The following is a 17341-nucleotide window of genomic DNA, read 5'->3' on the forward strand; positions in this document are numbered from 1 at the left end:
CCATAAAAAAAGGGAAAGCAAATGCTTTCCCTTTGAAGTTAGATAATGAAATCTATTAAGCTGCTTGAATTTGTTTCGCTATAACAGCAGCTTTTGCTTCAAGTTCTTCTGAGTCGAAATCATCAACATTAATTGATTTCAGACGCCCAACTTCAGCTCTTTCGAGTAATGCAACTTCAGCATCGCTTAACACGCCAAGTGCTTTACCTTCCGCAGCAACTTTGTCTAACCACATAAATGGCAGACGTTTACCTGCAGCTTTACATACCTTGTCATATAGTGGCTCTGAAGCCAGGATATCTAGTAAGGTTTGTTCTTGAATACCCACCACGTTGTGCTCTGAAGGCGTCCAGAATTGACCTTGACCTAAGCGGTCACGGCTAGCACACGGAGTTTGCATAATTTTTGATACTTTATGGTCTAGAACATCACTTGGACGCTTAAGAGGGCGGCCAAACGGGAAGATGACAGCGCGTAATGCGAAACCAAGACCCATAGGGAAGTTATCTAGTAAATCATCAAGTGATGTTTGAAGTTTATAAAGTGAATCTTCAACAGCCCATTGGACTAACGGTAAATCTTCAGTTAAACGACCTTCATCTTCATAACGCTTAAGCGTTGCTGATGCTAGGTATAACTGGCTTAATAAGTCGCCTAAACGAGCTGAAATACGTTCTTTACGTTTCAGGTTGCCACCCAGTGTTGCCATAGCTAAATCTGATAACAAGGCTAAGTTAGCACTGAAGCGGTTCATCTGTTGGTAATAACGTTTTGTTTTATCGTTATAAGGTGATTTTGAGAAGTGACTCGAAGTTACACCCATCCAAAAACTTCTTACAAAGTTAGACATAGCGAAACCGATATGGCCGAAGATGGCATTATCAAAGTTACTTAGCCCTTTACCTGAAGTGGTATCAAAAGCTGATTCCATTTCGGCGAGTACATATGGATGACAACGAATTGCGCCTTGACCATAAATGATCATTGAACGGGTCAAAATGTTTGCCCCTTCAACGGTAATCGCAATCGGTGCGGCTTGGTAACCTCGACCTAAATAGTTATTCGGGCCAAGACACACACCTTTACCACCGTGGATATCCATCGCATCGATAACACATTTCTGCATTCTATCGGTTAAATGATATTTAACGATTGCAGAGATAACCGAAGGTTTTTCACCTAAACCGATACCTACAGTGGTTAGTGAGCTTACAGCGTCCATTAGATAAGCGTTACCGCCAATACGTGCCATTGGCTCTTCAATGCCTTCAAGTTTACCGATAGGTAGCTTAAATTGACGACGAATGCGTGCATAAGCACCTGTTGCTAGTGCTGCCGTTTTAATACCACCGGCAGAGTTAGAAGGCAGGGTAATACCACGACCCACTGACAAACACTCAACCAGCATACGCCAGCCTTGACCAGCCATTTCAGGACCACCAATGATGAAACTTAATGGTACAAAGACTTCATTACCGCGTGTTGGACCATTTTGGAACATACAGTTAAGTGGGAAATGACGACGACCGGTTTCAACACCTGGAATGTCAGTTGGGATAAGCGCACAAGTAATACCTAAATCTTCAGTATCGCCAAGTAGACCATCAGGATCGCGTAATTTGAACGCTAAACCTAATACAGTAGCAACAGGGGCTAAGGTAATGTAGCGTTTGTTCCATGTTAGTTTCATACCTAACACTTCTTCGCCTTCAAACTCACCTTTACACACAACACCAAAGTCAGGGATTGCGCCTGCATCACTACCAGCTTCAGGGCTAGTTAATGCAAAACAAGGTACTTCTAAGCCTTTTGCTAGTCGAGGTAGGTAATGATCTTGTTGTTCTGGGGTGCCGTAGTGCTGTAGTAGTTCACCAGGGCCTAAAGAATTTGGTACACCAACGGTTGATGCTAATTCACTACTTAAGCCTGCAAGCTTTTGAAGCACACGAGATTGGGCATAAGCTGAATATTCAAGACCACCATATTTTTTCTTGATGATCATGGCAAAGAAACCTTCATCTTTCAGGTATTGCCATACTTCTGGTGGTAAATCAGCAAGTTCATGTGACACTTGATGTTGGTTAAGCATTTTACACACTGTTTCAACAGGGCCATCAAGGAAAGCTTGTTCTTCAGCAGTCAAACGACCTTTAGGGTAGTTGTGTAATTTGTTCCAGTTTGGGTTACCCGCGAACAAATCTGCTTCCCACCAAGTCGTACCTGCTTCAATGGCTTCTTTTTCTGTTGAAGACATTTCAGGCATGATGCCTTGATATACTTTAAGCAATGGACGTGAAATGAAGTTTTGGCGGAATGATTTTACATTTAGCGGTAGTGCTAAGACTAAAAATACAATCCATGCCACGCTACCAACAATATCTAATACGCTGCCAATCAGCATGACGACTGCAGCAGCTACGGTTGCCGTGAGTAACGAAACTCGCATATAAGTGGCTGCGCCGAGCACTGCGATCATGGCGATGATCCAAGTCAGGGTAGTCAATGTCTTTCTCCTTAAAGCATTCAAAATTGAGCACTTACAAATTAATGATCCTATTCACAGAACTGAGTGTGGTCAGACCTGTATCACATAAAATTAAACGTTACTGACCACGATTACAAGTTTTTTCAAACAATTGTTTAAAATATTTTCTACAATAAAATATCCCAAAAATGTTTTGCACTAGGTACAATAGTTATTAGATAAAATTATGACTTATAAAACTTTTTAAGGCGTTTCCCCATGTGTGAGTTATTAGCGATGAGCGCTAACGTTCCAACTGATATTGTTTTTAGTTTCACAGGTTTAGCAGAAAGAGGCGGTGTGACTGGTCCTCATGTCGATGGCTGGGGAATTACCTTCTACGAAGGCAAGGGTAGCCGTACTTTTAAAGATGCTTGTCCAAGCAGTGAATCACATATCGCCAAACTGATTAAATCTTATCCTATCAAAAGTGAGATAGTCGTTAGTCATATTCGTCAGGCTAACCGTGGTTGTGTGTCACTTGAAAATACCCATCCTTTCACACGGGAATTATGGGGTAAATATTGGACATATGCCCACAACGGTCAGTTATCTGATTATCAAGAAAAGTTTGTCGTTAATCGTTTTCAACCCGTTGGAGACACCGACAGTGAGTTGGCATTTTGCTGGATCATGGAACAGGTGTTAGTCGAATTTGGGCCGAAGCAACCAGAAGATATGAACGCTGTATTTGCGTTTATTGCAGGTTTAGCTGATGAGGTTAGAGCGCTGGGTGTGTTTAATATGATCCTAAGCGATGGCGTGGACTTGATGACATATTGTAGCAATAACCTTTGTTATATCACCCGCCGTGCGCCCTTTGGTAAAGCAAAACTAATCGATACAGATGTGGTTATCGACTTTAATAAAGAAACCACGCCGAATGACGTTGTTACTGTGATTGCAACTAGGCCACTTACTAAAGATGAAGAGTGGAACATATTAAAACCTGGTGACTGGAAGCTGTTCAGGCAAGGTGAACTTCAAGCGAGTAATCAAGCATAGTTTATAGGAACATTCGCCTGTTATAGATTGAGCATGATGATAAGTGACAGTCTCCTATAAGGGGAAAATTGGTAGACCGTCATTTTATTATTATCAACGCTATAGCGATATTCAAACACTGTACGTAAATCAATTTCAAACGCTAGTTATTATTCTGATGCCATTTCTGGCACAGCTGTGTCGGTTTTTGGTTCATCTAAAAACTGATAATTATCCAATTTAATATCTAGCTGCTTACTGCCTTTTGAGAAGTGACTAAGTCTAATGGGTAGGTAGCCTAAATCTGGCGCCATCCAAAAAAATGTTTGGCGTTTTTTACTGGTTCTTACCACTTCAATCTTAATGGTTTCGTATGAACCACTCTCGATAGTCACTCTTTCTTTACCAATAACTTTAAATTCATAATCATCGAGCTCTTTATCTTTCACCATTTCGTATTGCAGTTTTTCAGGTGGGTTGTACATATCCATTCTAAATTGCAGTTGTACCATTAATGGGTCAAAAATATCGTCTGCGTAATCTAACTTTGCTCGCTCATCTTTATATATGGTGTGAATAACGCCTTGACCCTCTGCAAATACGGTTTGTTCGTTATAGTCGCTTCCTGTACCAGTACGTTTACTCATATAACGGATAGGCTTAAGTCTGCCATCGACTAATTGGAACTCACTACTGATATTACGCACATCAGATAGCATCAATAAGCTGACATCACTATCAAATCGGTATTGATAGAAACCGTTATCCGATGCAGGTAATTGATAACGGGCTTTGCCTAAATGGATGCTGCCGTAATAAACATTATATTCGGCATTATGTGGGGCGAGAGGTGTTAGGAAGTCGCTCTTGTTTTCAGCTTCAATGTTATTCATAGCGGAAGTCGCATTGGTAGAAGCCAATTTCTCAGAAGCTGATTTTGTAACAGCTGAGCTAACCTCGTTTGCAGTGCTTGATTGAATATCTTCTGTGGTTTGTGCATAAGCTAAATTGAATGGTTGAACGTAGATTGTCGCCAGAAGGGCGATCATTGAATAAGGCTTTTTGCTAAAAGTAATATGATTCGAAATTTCAGAAAATAGTTTAACCAAAATAGTACCTATGTCTGGAGTTAAAAAGGTAAAGAGAGAACCAATGTTGCCATATCAGGCTTCCATTCAAATTTTGACAGTGAAATTTTACCTTTGTTCACTTCAATTCCTTCTGATCTTAGACGCTCTTGCTGATTTTGGAAACTAATGGTATTGAGTTTAAAGGATATTTTTCCTTGGCTGTTAATGACTCTATGCCAAGGAAGGTTAAGATGGGATGGGGCGTCTTTTAATGCTTTAGATACATAACGTGCACGGCCTGGAAGACCTGCAAGATCGGCAACCTTACCGTAGGCGAGAACATTACCTTCGGGGATCATGTTGACGATAAACCAAATTTTTTGTTTCGAAGATAGCTCGTTCATGTATAAATCATCACAGTTAAAACAACAGCATAATGCATCATTGTGCTGATAGGAATGATTGCCGAGCAAAAGTGAGGTCAAAATTTTTAGACAGTGATTAAACTCCTAAATCACTGTTAAAAAGATACATAGAAAATGAGATAGTGCGCCAGCTAACACAAATAAATGCCAAATAGCATGGTTATAGGGTATACGTTTATTGACATAAAAGATGACCCCAATGCTATAGAAAGCGCCACCCGCTAGTAATAAATTAAATCCTAAATCGGACATGCCTTTAATAAGATCGCTCATCACAGTGACGCATAGCCAGCCCATGATCAAATAAAGTATGACACTGAAAGCTTTAAATCGGCCTATAAACAGGGTTTTAAATACAATACCGCCTAATGCGAGTAACCAAATGGCAGCGAGTACAATATTGGCTTGTTCGCCATCTAGGCTAATTAGCATTAATGGAGTGTAGGTACCAGCAATTAAGGTATAAATGGCACAATGATCGGCCATCTTGAAACGTTTACGCCATAAAGGCGTAGTGCTTGAGTGGTATAGGGTTGATGCGAGAAATAATAAAACAATGCTTAGACCATAAACCCCAATACCAAACATTTCAGTGGCATTTAAATGTGAAGCTCCTTTCACTAGCATTGCAACCATGGAGATAAGGCCTGCAATCACGCCAATACCATGAGTAACGCTATTTGCTAACTCTTCAGTTGCGCAATAATCTGATTGTTGGTGCTGGCTAGCTTCAATTTTTTGATCTGCATTTAACTCAAGGGACATCTTTGCATACAACCTAGTTAAGCAATGTAGAAATTAGAGTAACAGCTTAAATTCTAAAATACTAGAAATTAAGCGTACACGTGTAAGCTTAATTTTTTTTGCTAATAGATTCAGAATATTAGTCTTTAATTATTGTGGTTTAAGGTAAATTGCTGCTTAAGTGAACTATTTTTGTAATTACGAATCTGATGATATTCAAACAAAGATATTCAAAGCATGATGATTAAACTCTAAGTGATTAAACCCTATGTAGTTAAATCCAAGGTGGTTAAACCCTAGGTGGTTAAACCCTAGGTGGTTAAACCCTAGGTGGTTAAACGAACCAATCAATTACCGTTTAAATGAGATGAGTAAGTTTTTGAGCGATAGGATGCGCTAAATGGTCAATAAACATGAAGCAGATTTAAAAACAGCAAAAGATATTAAATTGTTGGAACAAGATCTGTCTATTGAGAATATTGAACTAGGCAATGTAACGCCATTTATTACTGCAGAAAGACAGACGCAAGTTAAAGATATCGACTTTGAACAATCAGGTTTGGCTTTTTCAGAATCCAATAGCGTAATTAATACAGACGTCTCCCTAGCCATTCCCAGTTTGTGTGCGGTGTCAAATGACTCTAGTAGGTCATCATCAGTACTTGTTGAAAATCATTCTTTTGCGTCAAGGTTAAAACAGACACTGTCCCTAAGTGTTTTATTAGTGACGATAGTTCATCTAGCTGGTTTCTTATTGCTATTGATACTGGCTGAGCAAACCGTAGATGTATTTGTCGAAATAGCTAAAGCTAAGCAACAAGAGCACATAGACAGTCCAATACAAGCACAATTAAAGAATAAAGAAATCAACGCTTACTTCATTACTGCTGAACAGTTAGCGGCAATGTCTCCAGCCACTCAACCTGAAAGCACCCCAGAGCAGACTTCAGCAAAGGCTATAGCAGAAACATCAGAACAGTCACCTGAAGTTAATTCCGAGTCTACCTCAGTAATTGCGCCAACAAAGCCACAAGAAAATATACCGCCAGATACTGAAGTGAAGCCGGTAACATTAGAACAAGTTATCGAGCAAACACCCCAATCTGCAGCTCTTATTGAAGAAGTTATAATCGAAAAAGTCACTGTAGACGAACCAATAAATGATGAGTCATTAAATGTCGACCCCATAATTGTCGACCCTATAAATGATAAAACGATAAATACTTCTTCCAGTAAACTAGATACTGAATTTAACTGGAGCAGCGTTGACAGTATGTATCTGCAGGAGCCGAAGGACGAGGCTATCCATTCGCACCTGTTCAATAAAAATGAATTAAGTGACTCACAATTTAATGTTTTGAATTCAGCGACAAGCAATGTGTTGAAAAACTTAAATCAACAAGCGTTGAAAACATTGGTTTCACAACAAGCGCATATAGCAACCTCTGGTGATGGTGCTAGTTTGAGTGAATTGACGCCTGAGATGTTTGATATTGAAATCATAGAAATAGAAGATAAGCGACAAGCCACAACCCTCGACCACCGTTTAGACCCAAATCGGATAATGAAACATGGTGATACTTGCTATCGAATTGTTCCGTTGCCAACTCAAATTAATCCACACGCAGAAGGTTTAGGATTTGCTGAACCCTGTGATAGTGCTCGAATGAAAAAGGCATTAAATAAAGCAATCCAGAATAGGTTATCGAAAGTACAATTGCCGTAATGTTTTGCGCAACACTTGTTAATGTTTTATCCGATGCGCATATTTTTATTATTTTTGCTTAGATAAAAATTCATCAGAATTTTATTAAACTGAGACGCACTATTATTTTAAATAATATTATCAGACTCTTAAGTTATGAATAAATATCAGGCTTGTGTTGTTAAAATTGAAATCAATTCACTTGTATTTTAACTAATATGCTGAGTATACTGCTCACATCTTGTCGGAGTGCCTTATGGCTGAGACCGTTTATTCGGGATCCGTTGAACCTGATCAGGTTAAAACCTGCGAAGGAAACAAGCAGTTAATTTGCTATTTCTTCTTTCTGTTTTCAGATTTATTGAAAGTTTAAAACTATTTGATGTGTTTTGACGACCATTAAAATTTTGCCGTCATCAACAGCAAGAGTTTTATATTGCGTAAAGTTATATAGGCTTCTAACAAGAGGTTTATTTAAAACTTTATCATCAAAGCAAATTACAGGGTTATTTATAACTCGCTCGTCATCAACAAACCTCTCCAGACAAGCAACTCTTTTTAATTATTTTTGAGGTTGCTAATGTCAAATCGTCGCCAAACCCGTGAACAAGCACAAGCTTTTATTGATACATTAAAGCCGCTACAACATCCTAATTCTGAGAAAATTTATCTTACTGGTTCCCGTAAAGATTTATTAGTGGGCATGCGCCAAATTCATCAGACAGACACTATTTTAGGTGGAACCGATGATGCTCCTGTCACCGAGAGTAATCCACCTATTAAGGTTTACGATTGCGCGGGGGCGTACTCTGATCCCGATGCTGAAATTAACGTACGTTTAGGTTTAAACAAATTTCGCGAAAGCTGGATTGATGAACGTGAAGATACCGAGCAGCTCGCTGGTGTGAGTTCAGACTTTACTCAGCAACGTTTAGCTGATGATGGTTTAGATCATTTACGTTTTGAAGCATTAGTGCCACCAAGACGTGCTAAAACAGGCAGATGTGTAACCCAAATGCACTATGCTCGTCAGGGTATCATCACGCCTGAAATGGAATATATTGCCATACGTGAAAATATGGCAAGAGAGCAAGTCACAGATGAAATATTAACTCAAAAAGCTGCTGGAGAAGCATTTGGCGCAGTGATCGGGCAACCAATTACCCCAGAGTTTGTCCGTGATGAAGTGGCTCGCGGCCGTGCGATAATTCCGCTTAACATCAACCATCCAGAAGCTGAACCTATGATTATTGGACGTAACTTTTTAGTTAAAGTGAATGCCAATATCGGTAACTCAGCCGTGACCTCATCGATTGAAGAAGAAGTTGAAAAACTTGTTTGGTCAACGCGGTGGGGCGCCGATACGGTTATGGATCTCTCTACAGGCCGTTATATTCATGAAACTCGCGAATGGATAATCAGGAATTCACCAGTACCAATTGGTACTGTGCCAATTTATCAAGCGTTAGAAAAAGTGAATGGTGTTGCTGAAGACCTTAACTGGGAAGTGTTTCGCGATACCTTGATTGAGCAGGCTGAACAAGGCGTTGATTATTTCACTATTCATGCTGGGGTGTTACTGCGTTATGTCCCAATGACGGCTAAACGCTTAACGGGCATTGTTTCTCGCGGTGGATCAATTATGGCCAAGTGGTGTTTGAGTCACCACAAAGAAAGTTTTTTGTATGAACACTTTAAAGAGATCTGTGAGATCTGTGCGGCTTATGACGTGTCTTTATCGCTGGGTGACGGAATGCGTCCAGGTAGCATTGCAGATGCCAATGATGAAGCGCAATTTGCAGAGCTTGAGACCTTAGGTGAGTTGGTCAAAGTGGCATGGGAATACGATGTGCAAACCATTATCGAAGGCCCTGGCCATGTGCCAATGCAACTCATTAAAGTGAATATGGAAAAACAACTAGCCCACTGTGATGAAGCGCCTTTTTATACTTTAGGCCCACAAACAACGGATATCGCACCGGGTTATGATCACTTTACTTCTGGCATCGGCGCAGCCCAAATGGCCTGGTATGGTGTTGCAATGCTGTGTTATGTCACCCCTAAAGAGCATCTTGGCTTACCAAACAAAGAAGATGTTAAACAGGGCTTAATTGCCTATAAAATTGCAGCCCACGCCGCAGATGTCGCAAAAGGGCATCCTGCTGCACAAATACGTGATAATGCATTGTCGAAAGCACGTTTTGAGTTTCGCTGGGAAGATCAATATAACCTTGGCTTAGACCCCGATACTGCCCGTGCATATCATGATGAATCATTGCCGCAAGAATCGGCCAAAGTAGCCCACTTTTGCTCAATGTGTGGCCCCAAATTCTGTTCAATGAAAATTACACAGGAAGTTCGAGAGTATGCTGCTAAACAAGAAAAGCAGGCATTATCGACAGGTGTTGAACAGACTATTTCAATTGTTGATGCAAATGAGTTCCAAGCAAAACAAGATAGCAGTATCGAACTAGATGTAAATGCGGCAATGGCACAAAAATCTGCCGAATTCAAAGCTACAGGCTCAGCTATTTATCATTCTGTTTCTGATAATCAAAACGCCACTAAAACTGCACCAGATGAAACTTCAGTAAACAAAACTCCTGAACTTGAAAACGTTGAGGGCTAAGTATGTCTCAACTAATGCAAGGTAATAACAAACCTATTGTCTGGACCATTGCCGGTTCAGACAGTGGTGGCGGGGCTGGTATTCAAACAGACTTGGCTACGATGAACGACTTAGGGTGTTTCGGTTGCAGTGTGATTACTACAGTCACTGCCCAAAGCTCTGTGGAAGTGAGCTTGGTTGAACCATTATCAGATGCAATGGTAATTGCTCAGTTAAATGCGCTTGAAGCTGATTTAATTCCTGCAGCAATAAAAATTGGGCTGATTGCCAATCAACAACAGCTAGATATTATCGCTAAGTGGCTTAAATCCTTTAGAAGCAAAGATATTGCCAACAAAACCGTGCCTGTGATTGTCGATCCTGTGATGGTGGCCAGTTGCGGTGATGGTTTAAACCAGCAAGCAGAGCTGGATTTTAGCGCTTTTAAAGGTTTAATCACTTTATTGACGCCCAATGCCCAAGAGTTGTTTAGGCTAGTAGCAAAATCAGCTGTAAAAACCGATTTAGGTAAAGCGAGTTTTTATGATGCTGCTTCGTTTTTAAATAAAGATTTAAAATGTAATCTTATTGCAAAAGGCGGTGATGCCGAGCAATGGCAAGGAGATACAGCCAGTGATTTATTCGTTTGCCAGCAGGTTTTAGGTGTCAGCGAATCACATCAATATCAAAGTTATTGGCTATCATCCAAACGTATTGAAACTAATAATAATCACGGTAGTGGCTGTACATTATCTTCAGCCATTGCTTGTTTTATGGCACATGAGTACGTTCTTCACGATGCAATTGTGATGGCGAAAGCGTACGTGTCAAAAGGCTTATTAGATAGTGTGCAATTTGGCAAAGGCGCTGGCCCTTTAGCTAAAACAGGTTGGCCAAATGATATTGGTCTATATCCTCATGTTAGTCATTATTACGCAAGTGATTCGGACAAAAATCTAACGAACTCTGCTGATCAAGTTATTGGTTCAAGTCATGGTTCAAATAAAGCTTTTGCGAAATTAGAGCAAGATATTGGGGTTTATCCCGTTGTTGACGATATTGCTTTGCTCGAAGCATTACTTAAAGCGAAATGCACAACCGTTCAGCTTAGAATAAAACAATCTGGCGATACATTAGATGAGCATATAGAAACTCAAATTCAACAAGCGATTACTTTAGGGCGTGATTATCGAGCTCAAGTGTTTATTAATGATCATTGGCAACTTGCTTTAAAACATGGCGCTTTTGGGATTCATTTAGGCCAAGAAGACGCAGAACTGGCGCCGCTAGATGTCATTAATGAAGCGGGGGTTGCGATTGGTTTATCGAGTCACAGCGTTTTTGAGATCTTACTTGCCCATCAATTAAAACCTTCCTATATCGCTCTTGGGCATATTTTCCCAACGACCACTAAGGTGATGCCATCAGCCCCTCAAGGTTTAACGAAGTTAGCCCGTTACGCAGCTCTGCTTAAATCAGTGTGTCCAACAGTGGCAATTGGTGGCATAGATGAGCAGGTGCTTGATCAGATAAAAGCCTGCAAAGTCGATAGTATTGCTGTGGTAAGAGCGGTAACTGAAGCAGCCTATCCAACATCAGCATACAAACGTTTATTAAGTCAGTGGCAAGGTGATGACTTATCTTTATCGCGCGAGTCAAGCCATGAATAAATTATCAGATATTCAATTTATGCGTTATTCAAGCCATGTGTTACTGCCAGATATGGGCGAAGATGGTCAGCTTAAATTAATGAATAGCGCTGTGGTCATTATTGGTATTGGCGGCTTAGGTCATGCTGTAGCGAATCAACTTGCAGCAGCTGGCGTCGGCCAGATTGCCTTGATGGATGATGATAGAGTCGAGCTATCAAACCTGCCAAGACAATTGCTGTTTCACAATGAAGATATTGGCCTTAATAAAGTTGATGTTGCCGCCAAAAAGCTCTCTCAAGCTTATGCTGATTGCGTTATAACACCACTATGTCAAAGGTTTACAGGTCAAGATGACACAATATTAAATGCTGCAGATTTGGTATTTGATTGCACTGATAATTTTACTTCTCGATTACTGATAAACCAATTTGCAGTCAGTTCTAAAAAAGCCCTGATAAGTGGCGCAGTAAGCGGTGCCAATGGGCAGCTATTCTGTCTCGATTTTACTCAGGCAATTTCTTTCGGTGACCATGTCGTCACTCATGATAAAAATAGCTCTGGATCTGACAGCTTATCGTTTAACAATACTGACAATGAAGCGGGCTGTTATCAATGTCTTTATCCAGAAGATTCAGCCGTAAATCAGTCATGCGCGCAAGCTGGAGTGCTTACTTCAGCATTATTGTCCGTTGCATCAATGCAAGCTTTACTCGGCTTAAATTGGTTAAAAAGCGATGAATTACAAAAGCGAGATTTACAAGGCCGACTGCATTTATTCAATGCTAATAGTCTGCAGTGGCGCAATGTAGGCATGTCACAAGATCCAAACTGTTGTATTTGCGCTTTAAATTAAGCAGTTTTCAGCCTTCTAAGTACGTTAGGAAAAATTATGATCACAATAGAATTTAATGGTTCAGCTGAAAAACTTCAAAGCAACGCAAGCTTGCTGCAGTTAGTTGAGTTAAAAGATTTAAACCCGAAATCATTGGCACTGGTTCTGAATGACCAAGTTGTCCCTCGTAGTCGTTGGGCGCAGATTGAATGCCAGCAAAGTGACAAAATTGACGTATTTTCAGCCGTAGCAGGGGGTAACATGCTATCAATTGCCAATCATGAATTCGAATCTCGTTTGTTTACTGGAACAGGGAAATTTACTGATTCTAAAACAATGTTAGCGGCGATAGCGGCATCTCAATCCCAATTAGTGACGCTAGCAATGAAGCGCATTGATCACAGTAAAGATTTTGATGACTTACTGACGCCATTGCAGCAAATGGGAGTTAAGTTATTACCCAATACTGCAGGAGCACGTAATGCCAAAGAAGCTATTTTTGCAGCCGAACTTGCCAGCGAAATGTTATCTACAAAGTTGATCAAGCTAGAAATACATCCAGACCCTAAATACTTAATGCCAGATGCTGTAGAAACGTTAAAAGCGGCAGAAATACTCTGTAGTAAAGGTTTTACGGTTTTACCTTATGTACATGCTGACCCGGTTTTATGTTATCGACTGGAAGAAGTAGGTTGCGCCGCGGTCATGCCATTAGGTAGTCCGATTGGTAGTAATCAAGGTTTAGCTACTGAGCCCTTTTTAGAAATCATTATTGAGCAAGCGAATATACCTGTTGTGGTTGATGCAGGTATCGGCTCACCGTCGCAAGCGTGTAGAGCGATGGAAATGGGAGCTGACGCGGTTTTAGTAAATACCGCTATTGCCAGTAGTGCAGATCCTATTTCTATGGCTGAGTGTTTTAAAAACGCGGTTAAAGCAGGTCGACAAGCGTATTTAGCAGGACTTGGCAATGTTTCGAAACAAGCAGAGCATACCAGTCCGCTAACCAACTTTTTAAAGCTTTAAGGTCAGAATAGTAATGAGTTTTACTGAACAATTTAAGCAGTTAAACCTTGATGAATTGTCTATGCGCTTATATTCAACCACAGCTGTTGATGTGGAGCATGCTATTTCACACTCGCAAGGTAACATCGATAGTTTAATGGCTTTATTATCGCCAGCGGCAAAACCACATCTTGAACAAATGGCGCAAAAAGCTTATCAGCTGACACGGCAACGTTTTGGCGCCAATATTGGATTATATTTGCCGCTTTATTTGTCTAACCTGTGTGCTAATGAGTGTGATTATTGTGGTTTTTCGATGAGTAATAAGCTCAAACGAAAAACACTTTCTGATGCTGAATTATTAGCTGAGATGAATATTATTAAGCAGCGCGGTTTTGATTCAATTTTACTGGTGTCTGGTGAACATGAAACCAAAGTCGGTATTGAGTACTTTAAACATGTATTGCCCATCGTAAAGCAACAATTTAGCTATGTTGCAATTGAAGTGCAGCCGTTAACTGAATCAGAGTATCAAGCATTAGTGGCGCTGGGTCTTGATGCTGTGATGGTTTATCAAGAAACCTACCAACCTCATACGTACCGTAAGCACCATACTCGCGGAAAAAAACAAGACTTTCTATATCGATTAGCTACTCCGGAGCGCGTTGCAGCAGCGGGTGTTGATAAAATTGGTTTAGGGGTTTTACTTGGACTGGATGACTGGCGTTTAGATGCATTATTGATGGGATTTCACCTTAGGTATTTAGAGAAGCATTATTGGCGCACTCGCTATAGTATATCGCTACCAAGGCTAAGACCTTGTACAGGCGGGGTAACCCCAAAAGTTGAGCTGACTGATGAAGGCTTAGTGCAAATGATTTGTGCATTTAGATTGTTCAATGCGCAGTTAGAAATTAGTTTGTCTACTCGAGAAACGCCTGAGTTCAGAGACAATTTACTACCACTTGGGGTGACAAATATAAGCGCAGGCAGTTCAACTGAACCAGGAGGTTATCAAAACCCCAATTCGCAGCTGGATCAATTTGAAATCAGTGACGATCGTAGTGTTAATCAAGTTATTGAAAAAATGCAGCTAAATGGTTTAAACCCTGTTTGGAAAGACTGGGAAAGCGCATGGTATTAGCACTTGGTATTAGTCACTGGTACTAGCACTTGTTATAACAATGACGCATAACAAGTATCCAATTGCTGTACAAACCATAAGTCTTGCATGATAATTAAACACTTAATAAAGGAAGTTTAACGATATTAATATGAACTAAATTCACATTATTTTGTTTTAGGCTTTGATTTAAAAGGATTGATGACATGCAAATACCATCAGCAATGACCTCAGGAATACAAGGTTTACAAAGTGCCCAAAACGATTTGGCGCAAGCAACAACAGCTGTTGCTGCACCAGAACCAGCAGCACCTGTAAAAATAGAACAAGATACAGTTACCTTAAGTTCTCAAACAGCGCAGCCAACAGATAAAGTGTCTGCATTGATAGATGCTGAACAAACGGTGACTCAAGCGCAAGCATCTGCAGAAGTCATTGATGTTGCTTCTGAAAATGTCGGCACTATTATCGATTTATCAGTTTAATCGATAATTATGAATGTTCAGAGTCAAACCTCTTTACAAGCAACAAACCTAACCTCGAGTCAAAACGTTCGCTCAACTCGAGGTAAGGTTGTAGGTCATGGTGCTAATAGCGCTGTAAATAGTACTGCTAATAGTGTTGCTAATAACTCTGCTAATAATGGTTCTGTACAAGCCACGAATACACTAACAAGTGCCTTCCCAACAAATAGTTCTTTAACAAAGAGCTCTCTAGTAAATAATTCTTTAGCAAGTGACACTCAAGTAAATCACCCTCTAACCAATAACTCTGTAACTCATTTTGTCGACATTACTTCGGAGACTAATCTAAGTTCATACGTATCAGCTCAGCAGTCAGTGACTCCTGAATCGCTTAATCCAACCGCTTCGCAATATAATTTGAAAAGTGGCGCTATATCAGTACTGGGTATATCAGCTGGTGGAAGTCAGGAAGAAACTGATAAAGCAATGGATGGGTTTAATCAAGATGATGGGCGTTCAAAGAATGTTGGGGAAAATGAACCTGTGACAGGCTTTGAAGGTGTTAGCAATAATCAAACGGAAGCACAAAATGCTGAGGTTGATGATAGTACTGAAAACAGTGCTGAAAACAATCCTGAAAACAAAGCACAAGCAGAACAAAAACAACAAGAAGCGATTAAGCAGCAAGAAGTGGAGCAACAAGCTCAACTTGATGCCCAAGTGATCAAGGAGCTTTCTGCGCGAGACTCTGAAGTTAAAACCCATGAACAAGCCCACGCAGCAGTAGGTGGAAGTTTTGCTCAAACTCCTCAATATACGTACGAGAAAGGCCCTGACGGTAAACGCTATGCTGTTGAAGGAAAGGTTAATATTGATGTTGGCGTGATTGAAGGTAATGCCCAAGCGACTTATAACAAAATGCAAAAGGTTTATGCAGCAGCGATGGCGCCGGTTCAACCTTCAATTGCCGATATTCAAGTGGCTAATGAAGCCGTTCAGAAAATGAATGAGGCGAAAAAAGAATTAATAGCTGAGCGGCAAGAGCAGATATTAAGTACTGAAGATTCAAAGCAAATTAATGATTTAGCGCAACATTTAGCATTGTTTGGTGAGCAGGGTTTTACGCCCACTTATCCATTTGACCAAACGAACGAGCAAAATAGCGATACCGAAAAAGTAATCAATAATACCAACGTATCTGATTTACAGTCGGGACAAGCATACACGCGGATCAATTTAGCTGTATAGCCTCATCTAAACCTTCCACCTTTTGTGATTTTGTCTTTATCTCTCTATATTTTTTAATCAAGGCTTTGATTTATATCATGTTGAAGTAGTATCAAAGATTCAAGTAGCTTTGATGCAGGCCCTTGTTTATCGCGATTGGGGATCAGTAAAGATAGTTGTATTTTACGACTCTTACTGCCTTTTAACTCTAAGCGTTTAAGCTCACATGATGCTATATCATTTTTAACTAAGTAGGCCGGCGCCCAACAAAAACCAATGCCTGTTTTTAGAATATTTATCGCTTCGTGGAAATTTGAAACAGTCCATCGTTGCTCTGCTTTAAGCCATCCTGTATCTGAGGCTTTATTTATTGCAGTGTCTTTGATTACTAGCTGTAAGTATTGTGCGAGAACTTGATCATCTGCAATAACCTTTTGCAAAGCTAAAGGATGATCTGGAGAGCAAACTAGAAATAACTCTGATTCACAAATAGGTTCTGCAATATGGCCTTTTGCGGGAATCGCACATATGGCAATATCAGCCGTGCTATTTAAAATTAACTCATGAGTTCCTGAAATTACCGAATCGATGATGGTGACTCGAGTCCCACGGCTATGGGGTAAAAATGCTTTCAATGCATCGACTAAAAAGTCCATAGGGTAAATAATTTCACGGGCAATGGTTAAATTGGGTTCCCAACCTTCGCCTAAGTTACTGGCTAATTGCTCAAGTTCATCAACCGTTTGCGTTAAGTGACGAGAGCGGCGCAGTAACACTTCCCCTTGTTCAGTTAGGTAAGCTTTGCGGCCTTTAACTTCGAGTAATTGGATCCCTAATTGGCTTTGCAGTTTTGCCACTGCATGGTTAAGTGATGATTGGCTTTTATTGAGCTGTTCAGCCGCTTGTGCATAGCCACCAAAATCAACAACAGATTGAAGGATACGCCATTGTTCTAAGGTTGACTTTGCTCTGCTCATA

At 40.4% G+C, this 17341-nt stretch carries 14 protein-coding genes, 1 pseudogene and 1 riboswitch; of the genes and pseudogenes, 10 read left to right on the forward strand and 5 right to left on the reverse strand.

The annotated features are described in order from the left end of the window. Window positions 1-55 precede the first annotated feature (55 nt). Complete coding sequence (fadE, locus tag AC0L4E_RS07860; RefSeq protein ID WP_220754321.1) at window positions 56-2503, reverse strand: acyl-CoA dehydrogenase FadE; 2448 nt, start codon at window positions 2501-2503, stop codon at window positions 56-58. 240 nt (window positions 2504-2743) lie between these two features. Between fadE and AC0L4E_RS07865 the strand changes: the two genes are divergently transcribed. Continuing rightward, window positions 2744-3529: a class II glutamine amidotransferase gene (locus AC0L4E_RS07865; RefSeq protein ID WP_473678734.1), complete on the forward strand. Its 786-nt coding sequence runs from the start codon at window positions 2744-2746 to the stop codon at window positions 3527-3529. Between the two features lie 149 nt (window positions 3530-3678). Here AC0L4E_RS07865 and AC0L4E_RS07870 read toward each other — a convergent pair whose 3' ends face one another. The 3 genes from AC0L4E_RS07870 to trhA all read right to left on the reverse strand — a co-directional run bounded on the left by AC0L4E_RS07870 (window position 3679) and on the right by trhA (window position 5768). Then, complete coding sequence (locus AC0L4E_RS07870; RefSeq protein ID WP_473681564.1) at window positions 3679-4401, reverse strand: DUF3108 domain-containing protein; 723 nt, start codon at window positions 4399-4401, stop codon at window positions 3679-3681. 236 nt (window positions 4402-4637) lie between these two features. After that, entirely contained in the window at window positions 4638-4982 is a 345-nt protein-coding gene (locus AC0L4E_RS07875; protein ID WP_285162700.1) for an MGMT family protein, read from the reverse strand. Window positions 4983-5087: 105 nt separating this feature from the next. Then, entirely contained in the window at window positions 5088-5768 is a 681-nt protein-coding gene (gene trhA, locus AC0L4E_RS07880) for a PAQR family membrane homeostasis protein TrhA (protein ID WP_473678735.1), read from the reverse strand. Between the two features lie 379 nt (window positions 5769-6147). Between trhA and AC0L4E_RS07885 the strand changes: the two genes are divergently transcribed. The 9 genes and pseudogenes from AC0L4E_RS07885 to AC0L4E_RS07925 all read left to right on the forward strand — a co-directional run bounded on the left by AC0L4E_RS07885 (window position 6148) and on the right by AC0L4E_RS07925 (window position 16384). Next, on the forward strand, window positions 6148-7473 hold the full coding sequence (locus AC0L4E_RS07885; protein ID WP_473678736.1) for a hypothetical protein: 1326 nt from the start codon (window positions 6148-6150) through the stop codon (window positions 7471-7473). A gap of 214 nt (window positions 7474-7687) precedes the next feature. Continuing rightward, window positions 7688-7786: riboswitch (TPP riboswitch) on the forward strand. A gap of 246 nt (window positions 7787-8032) precedes the next feature. Next, window positions 8033-10081, forward strand: a complete 2049-nt coding sequence (gene thiC, locus AC0L4E_RS07890; RefSeq protein WP_473678738.1) for a phosphomethylpyrimidine synthase ThiC — start codon at window positions 8033-8035, stop codon at window positions 10079-10081. A gap of 2 nt (window positions 10082-10083) precedes the next feature. Further along, a complete protein-coding gene (gene thiE / locus AC0L4E_RS07895; RefSeq protein ID WP_473678739.1) occupies window positions 10084-11730 on the forward strand; it encodes a thiamine phosphate synthase in 1647 nt (548 codons plus the stop codon). After that, window positions 11723-12565 (forward strand): HesA/MoeB/ThiF family protein, encoded by an 843-nt coding sequence (locus tag AC0L4E_RS07900; RefSeq protein ID WP_473678740.1) that lies wholly within the window; start codon window positions 11723-11725, stop codon window positions 12563-12565. The genes thiE and AC0L4E_RS07900 overlap by 8 nt, the downstream gene beginning before the upstream one ends. A gap of 36 nt (window positions 12566-12601) precedes the next feature. Next, window positions 12602-12790: pseudogene (gene thiS / locus AC0L4E_RS07905) on the forward strand (sulfur carrier protein ThiS); the annotation flags it as partial. A 15-nt stretch (window positions 12791-12805) separates the two neighbouring features. Next, the gene (locus AC0L4E_RS07910) at window positions 12806-13570 is read left to right on the forward strand and encodes a thiazole synthase (protein WP_473681566.1); all 765 of its coding nucleotides are present in this window, start codon (window positions 12806-12808) and stop codon (window positions 13568-13570) included. 13 nt (window positions 13571-13583) lie between these two features. Further along, window positions 13584-14693, forward strand: coding sequence for a 2-iminoacetate synthase ThiH (thiH, locus tag AC0L4E_RS07915; RefSeq protein WP_473678741.1), 1110 nt, complete (start codon window positions 13584-13586; stop codon window positions 14691-14693). Window positions 14694-14878: 185 nt separating this feature from the next. Continuing rightward, window positions 14879-15157 carry a chemotaxis protein gene (locus AC0L4E_RS07920; RefSeq protein ID WP_473678742.1) on the forward strand — a complete coding sequence of 93 codons (279 nt, stop codon included), beginning with the start codon at window positions 14879-14881 and terminating at the stop codon, window positions 15155-15157. Between the two features lie 9 nt (window positions 15158-15166). Further along, entirely contained in the window at window positions 15167-16384 is a 1218-nt protein-coding gene (locus AC0L4E_RS07925; protein ID WP_473678743.1) for a putative metalloprotease CJM1_0395 family protein, read from the forward strand. Between the two features lie 53 nt (window positions 16385-16437). On the opposite strand, the gene AC0L4E_RS07930 is transcribed toward AC0L4E_RS07925, so the two are convergent. Beyond that, window positions 16438-17340: a LysR family transcriptional regulator gene (locus tag AC0L4E_RS07930; protein WP_473678744.1), complete on the reverse strand. Its 903-nt coding sequence runs from the start codon at window positions 17338-17340 to the stop codon at window positions 16438-16440. Window position 17341 lies beyond the last annotated feature (1 nt).

Source organism: Shewanella sp. GJ50-10 (assembly GCF_055808815.1).

Coding starts and splice junctions, on each gene's coding strand:
- AC0L4E_RS07920 (WP_473678742.1), top strand. CDS start 14,879: ATGCAAATACCATCAGCAATGACCTCAGGAATACAAGGTTTACAAAGT.
- AC0L4E_RS07900 (WP_473678740.1), top strand. CDS start 11,723: ATGAATAAATTATCAGATATTCAATTTATGCGTTATTCAAGCCATGTG.
- AC0L4E_RS07875 (WP_285162700.1), bottom strand. CDS start 4,982: ATGAACGAGCTATCTTCGAAACAAAAAATTTGGTTTATCGTCAACATG.
- AC0L4E_RS07930 (WP_473678744.1), bottom strand. CDS start 17,340: ATGAGCAGAGCAAAGTCAACCTTAGAACAATGGCGTATCCTTCAATCT.
- thiE (WP_473678739.1), top strand. CDS start 10,084: ATGTCTCAACTAATGCAAGGTAATAACAAACCTATTGTCTGGACCATT.
- AC0L4E_RS07885 (WP_473678736.1), top strand. CDS start 6,148: ATGGTCAATAAACATGAAGCAGATTTAAAAACAGCAAAAGATATTAAA.
- thiC (WP_473678738.1), top strand. CDS start 8,033: ATGTCAAATCGTCGCCAAACCCGTGAACAAGCACAAGCTTTTATTGAT.
- AC0L4E_RS07865 (WP_473678734.1), top strand. CDS start 2,744: ATGTGTGAGTTATTAGCGATGAGCGCTAACGTTCCAACTGATATTGTT.
- thiH (WP_473678741.1), top strand. CDS start 13,584: ATGAGTTTTACTGAACAATTTAAGCAGTTAAACCTTGATGAATTGTCT.
- trhA (WP_473678735.1), bottom strand. CDS start 5,768: ATGTCCCTTGAGTTAAATGCAGATCAAAAAATTGAAGCTAGCCAGCAC.
- AC0L4E_RS07870 (WP_473681564.1), bottom strand. CDS start 4,401: ATGAATAACATTGAAGCTGAAAACAAGAGCGACTTCCTAACACCTCTC.
- AC0L4E_RS07910 (WP_473681566.1), top strand. CDS start 12,806: ATGCTATCAATTGCCAATCATGAATTCGAATCTCGTTTGTTTACTGGA.
- AC0L4E_RS07925 (WP_473678743.1), top strand. CDS start 15,167: ATGAATGTTCAGAGTCAAACCTCTTTACAAGCAACAAACCTAACCTCG.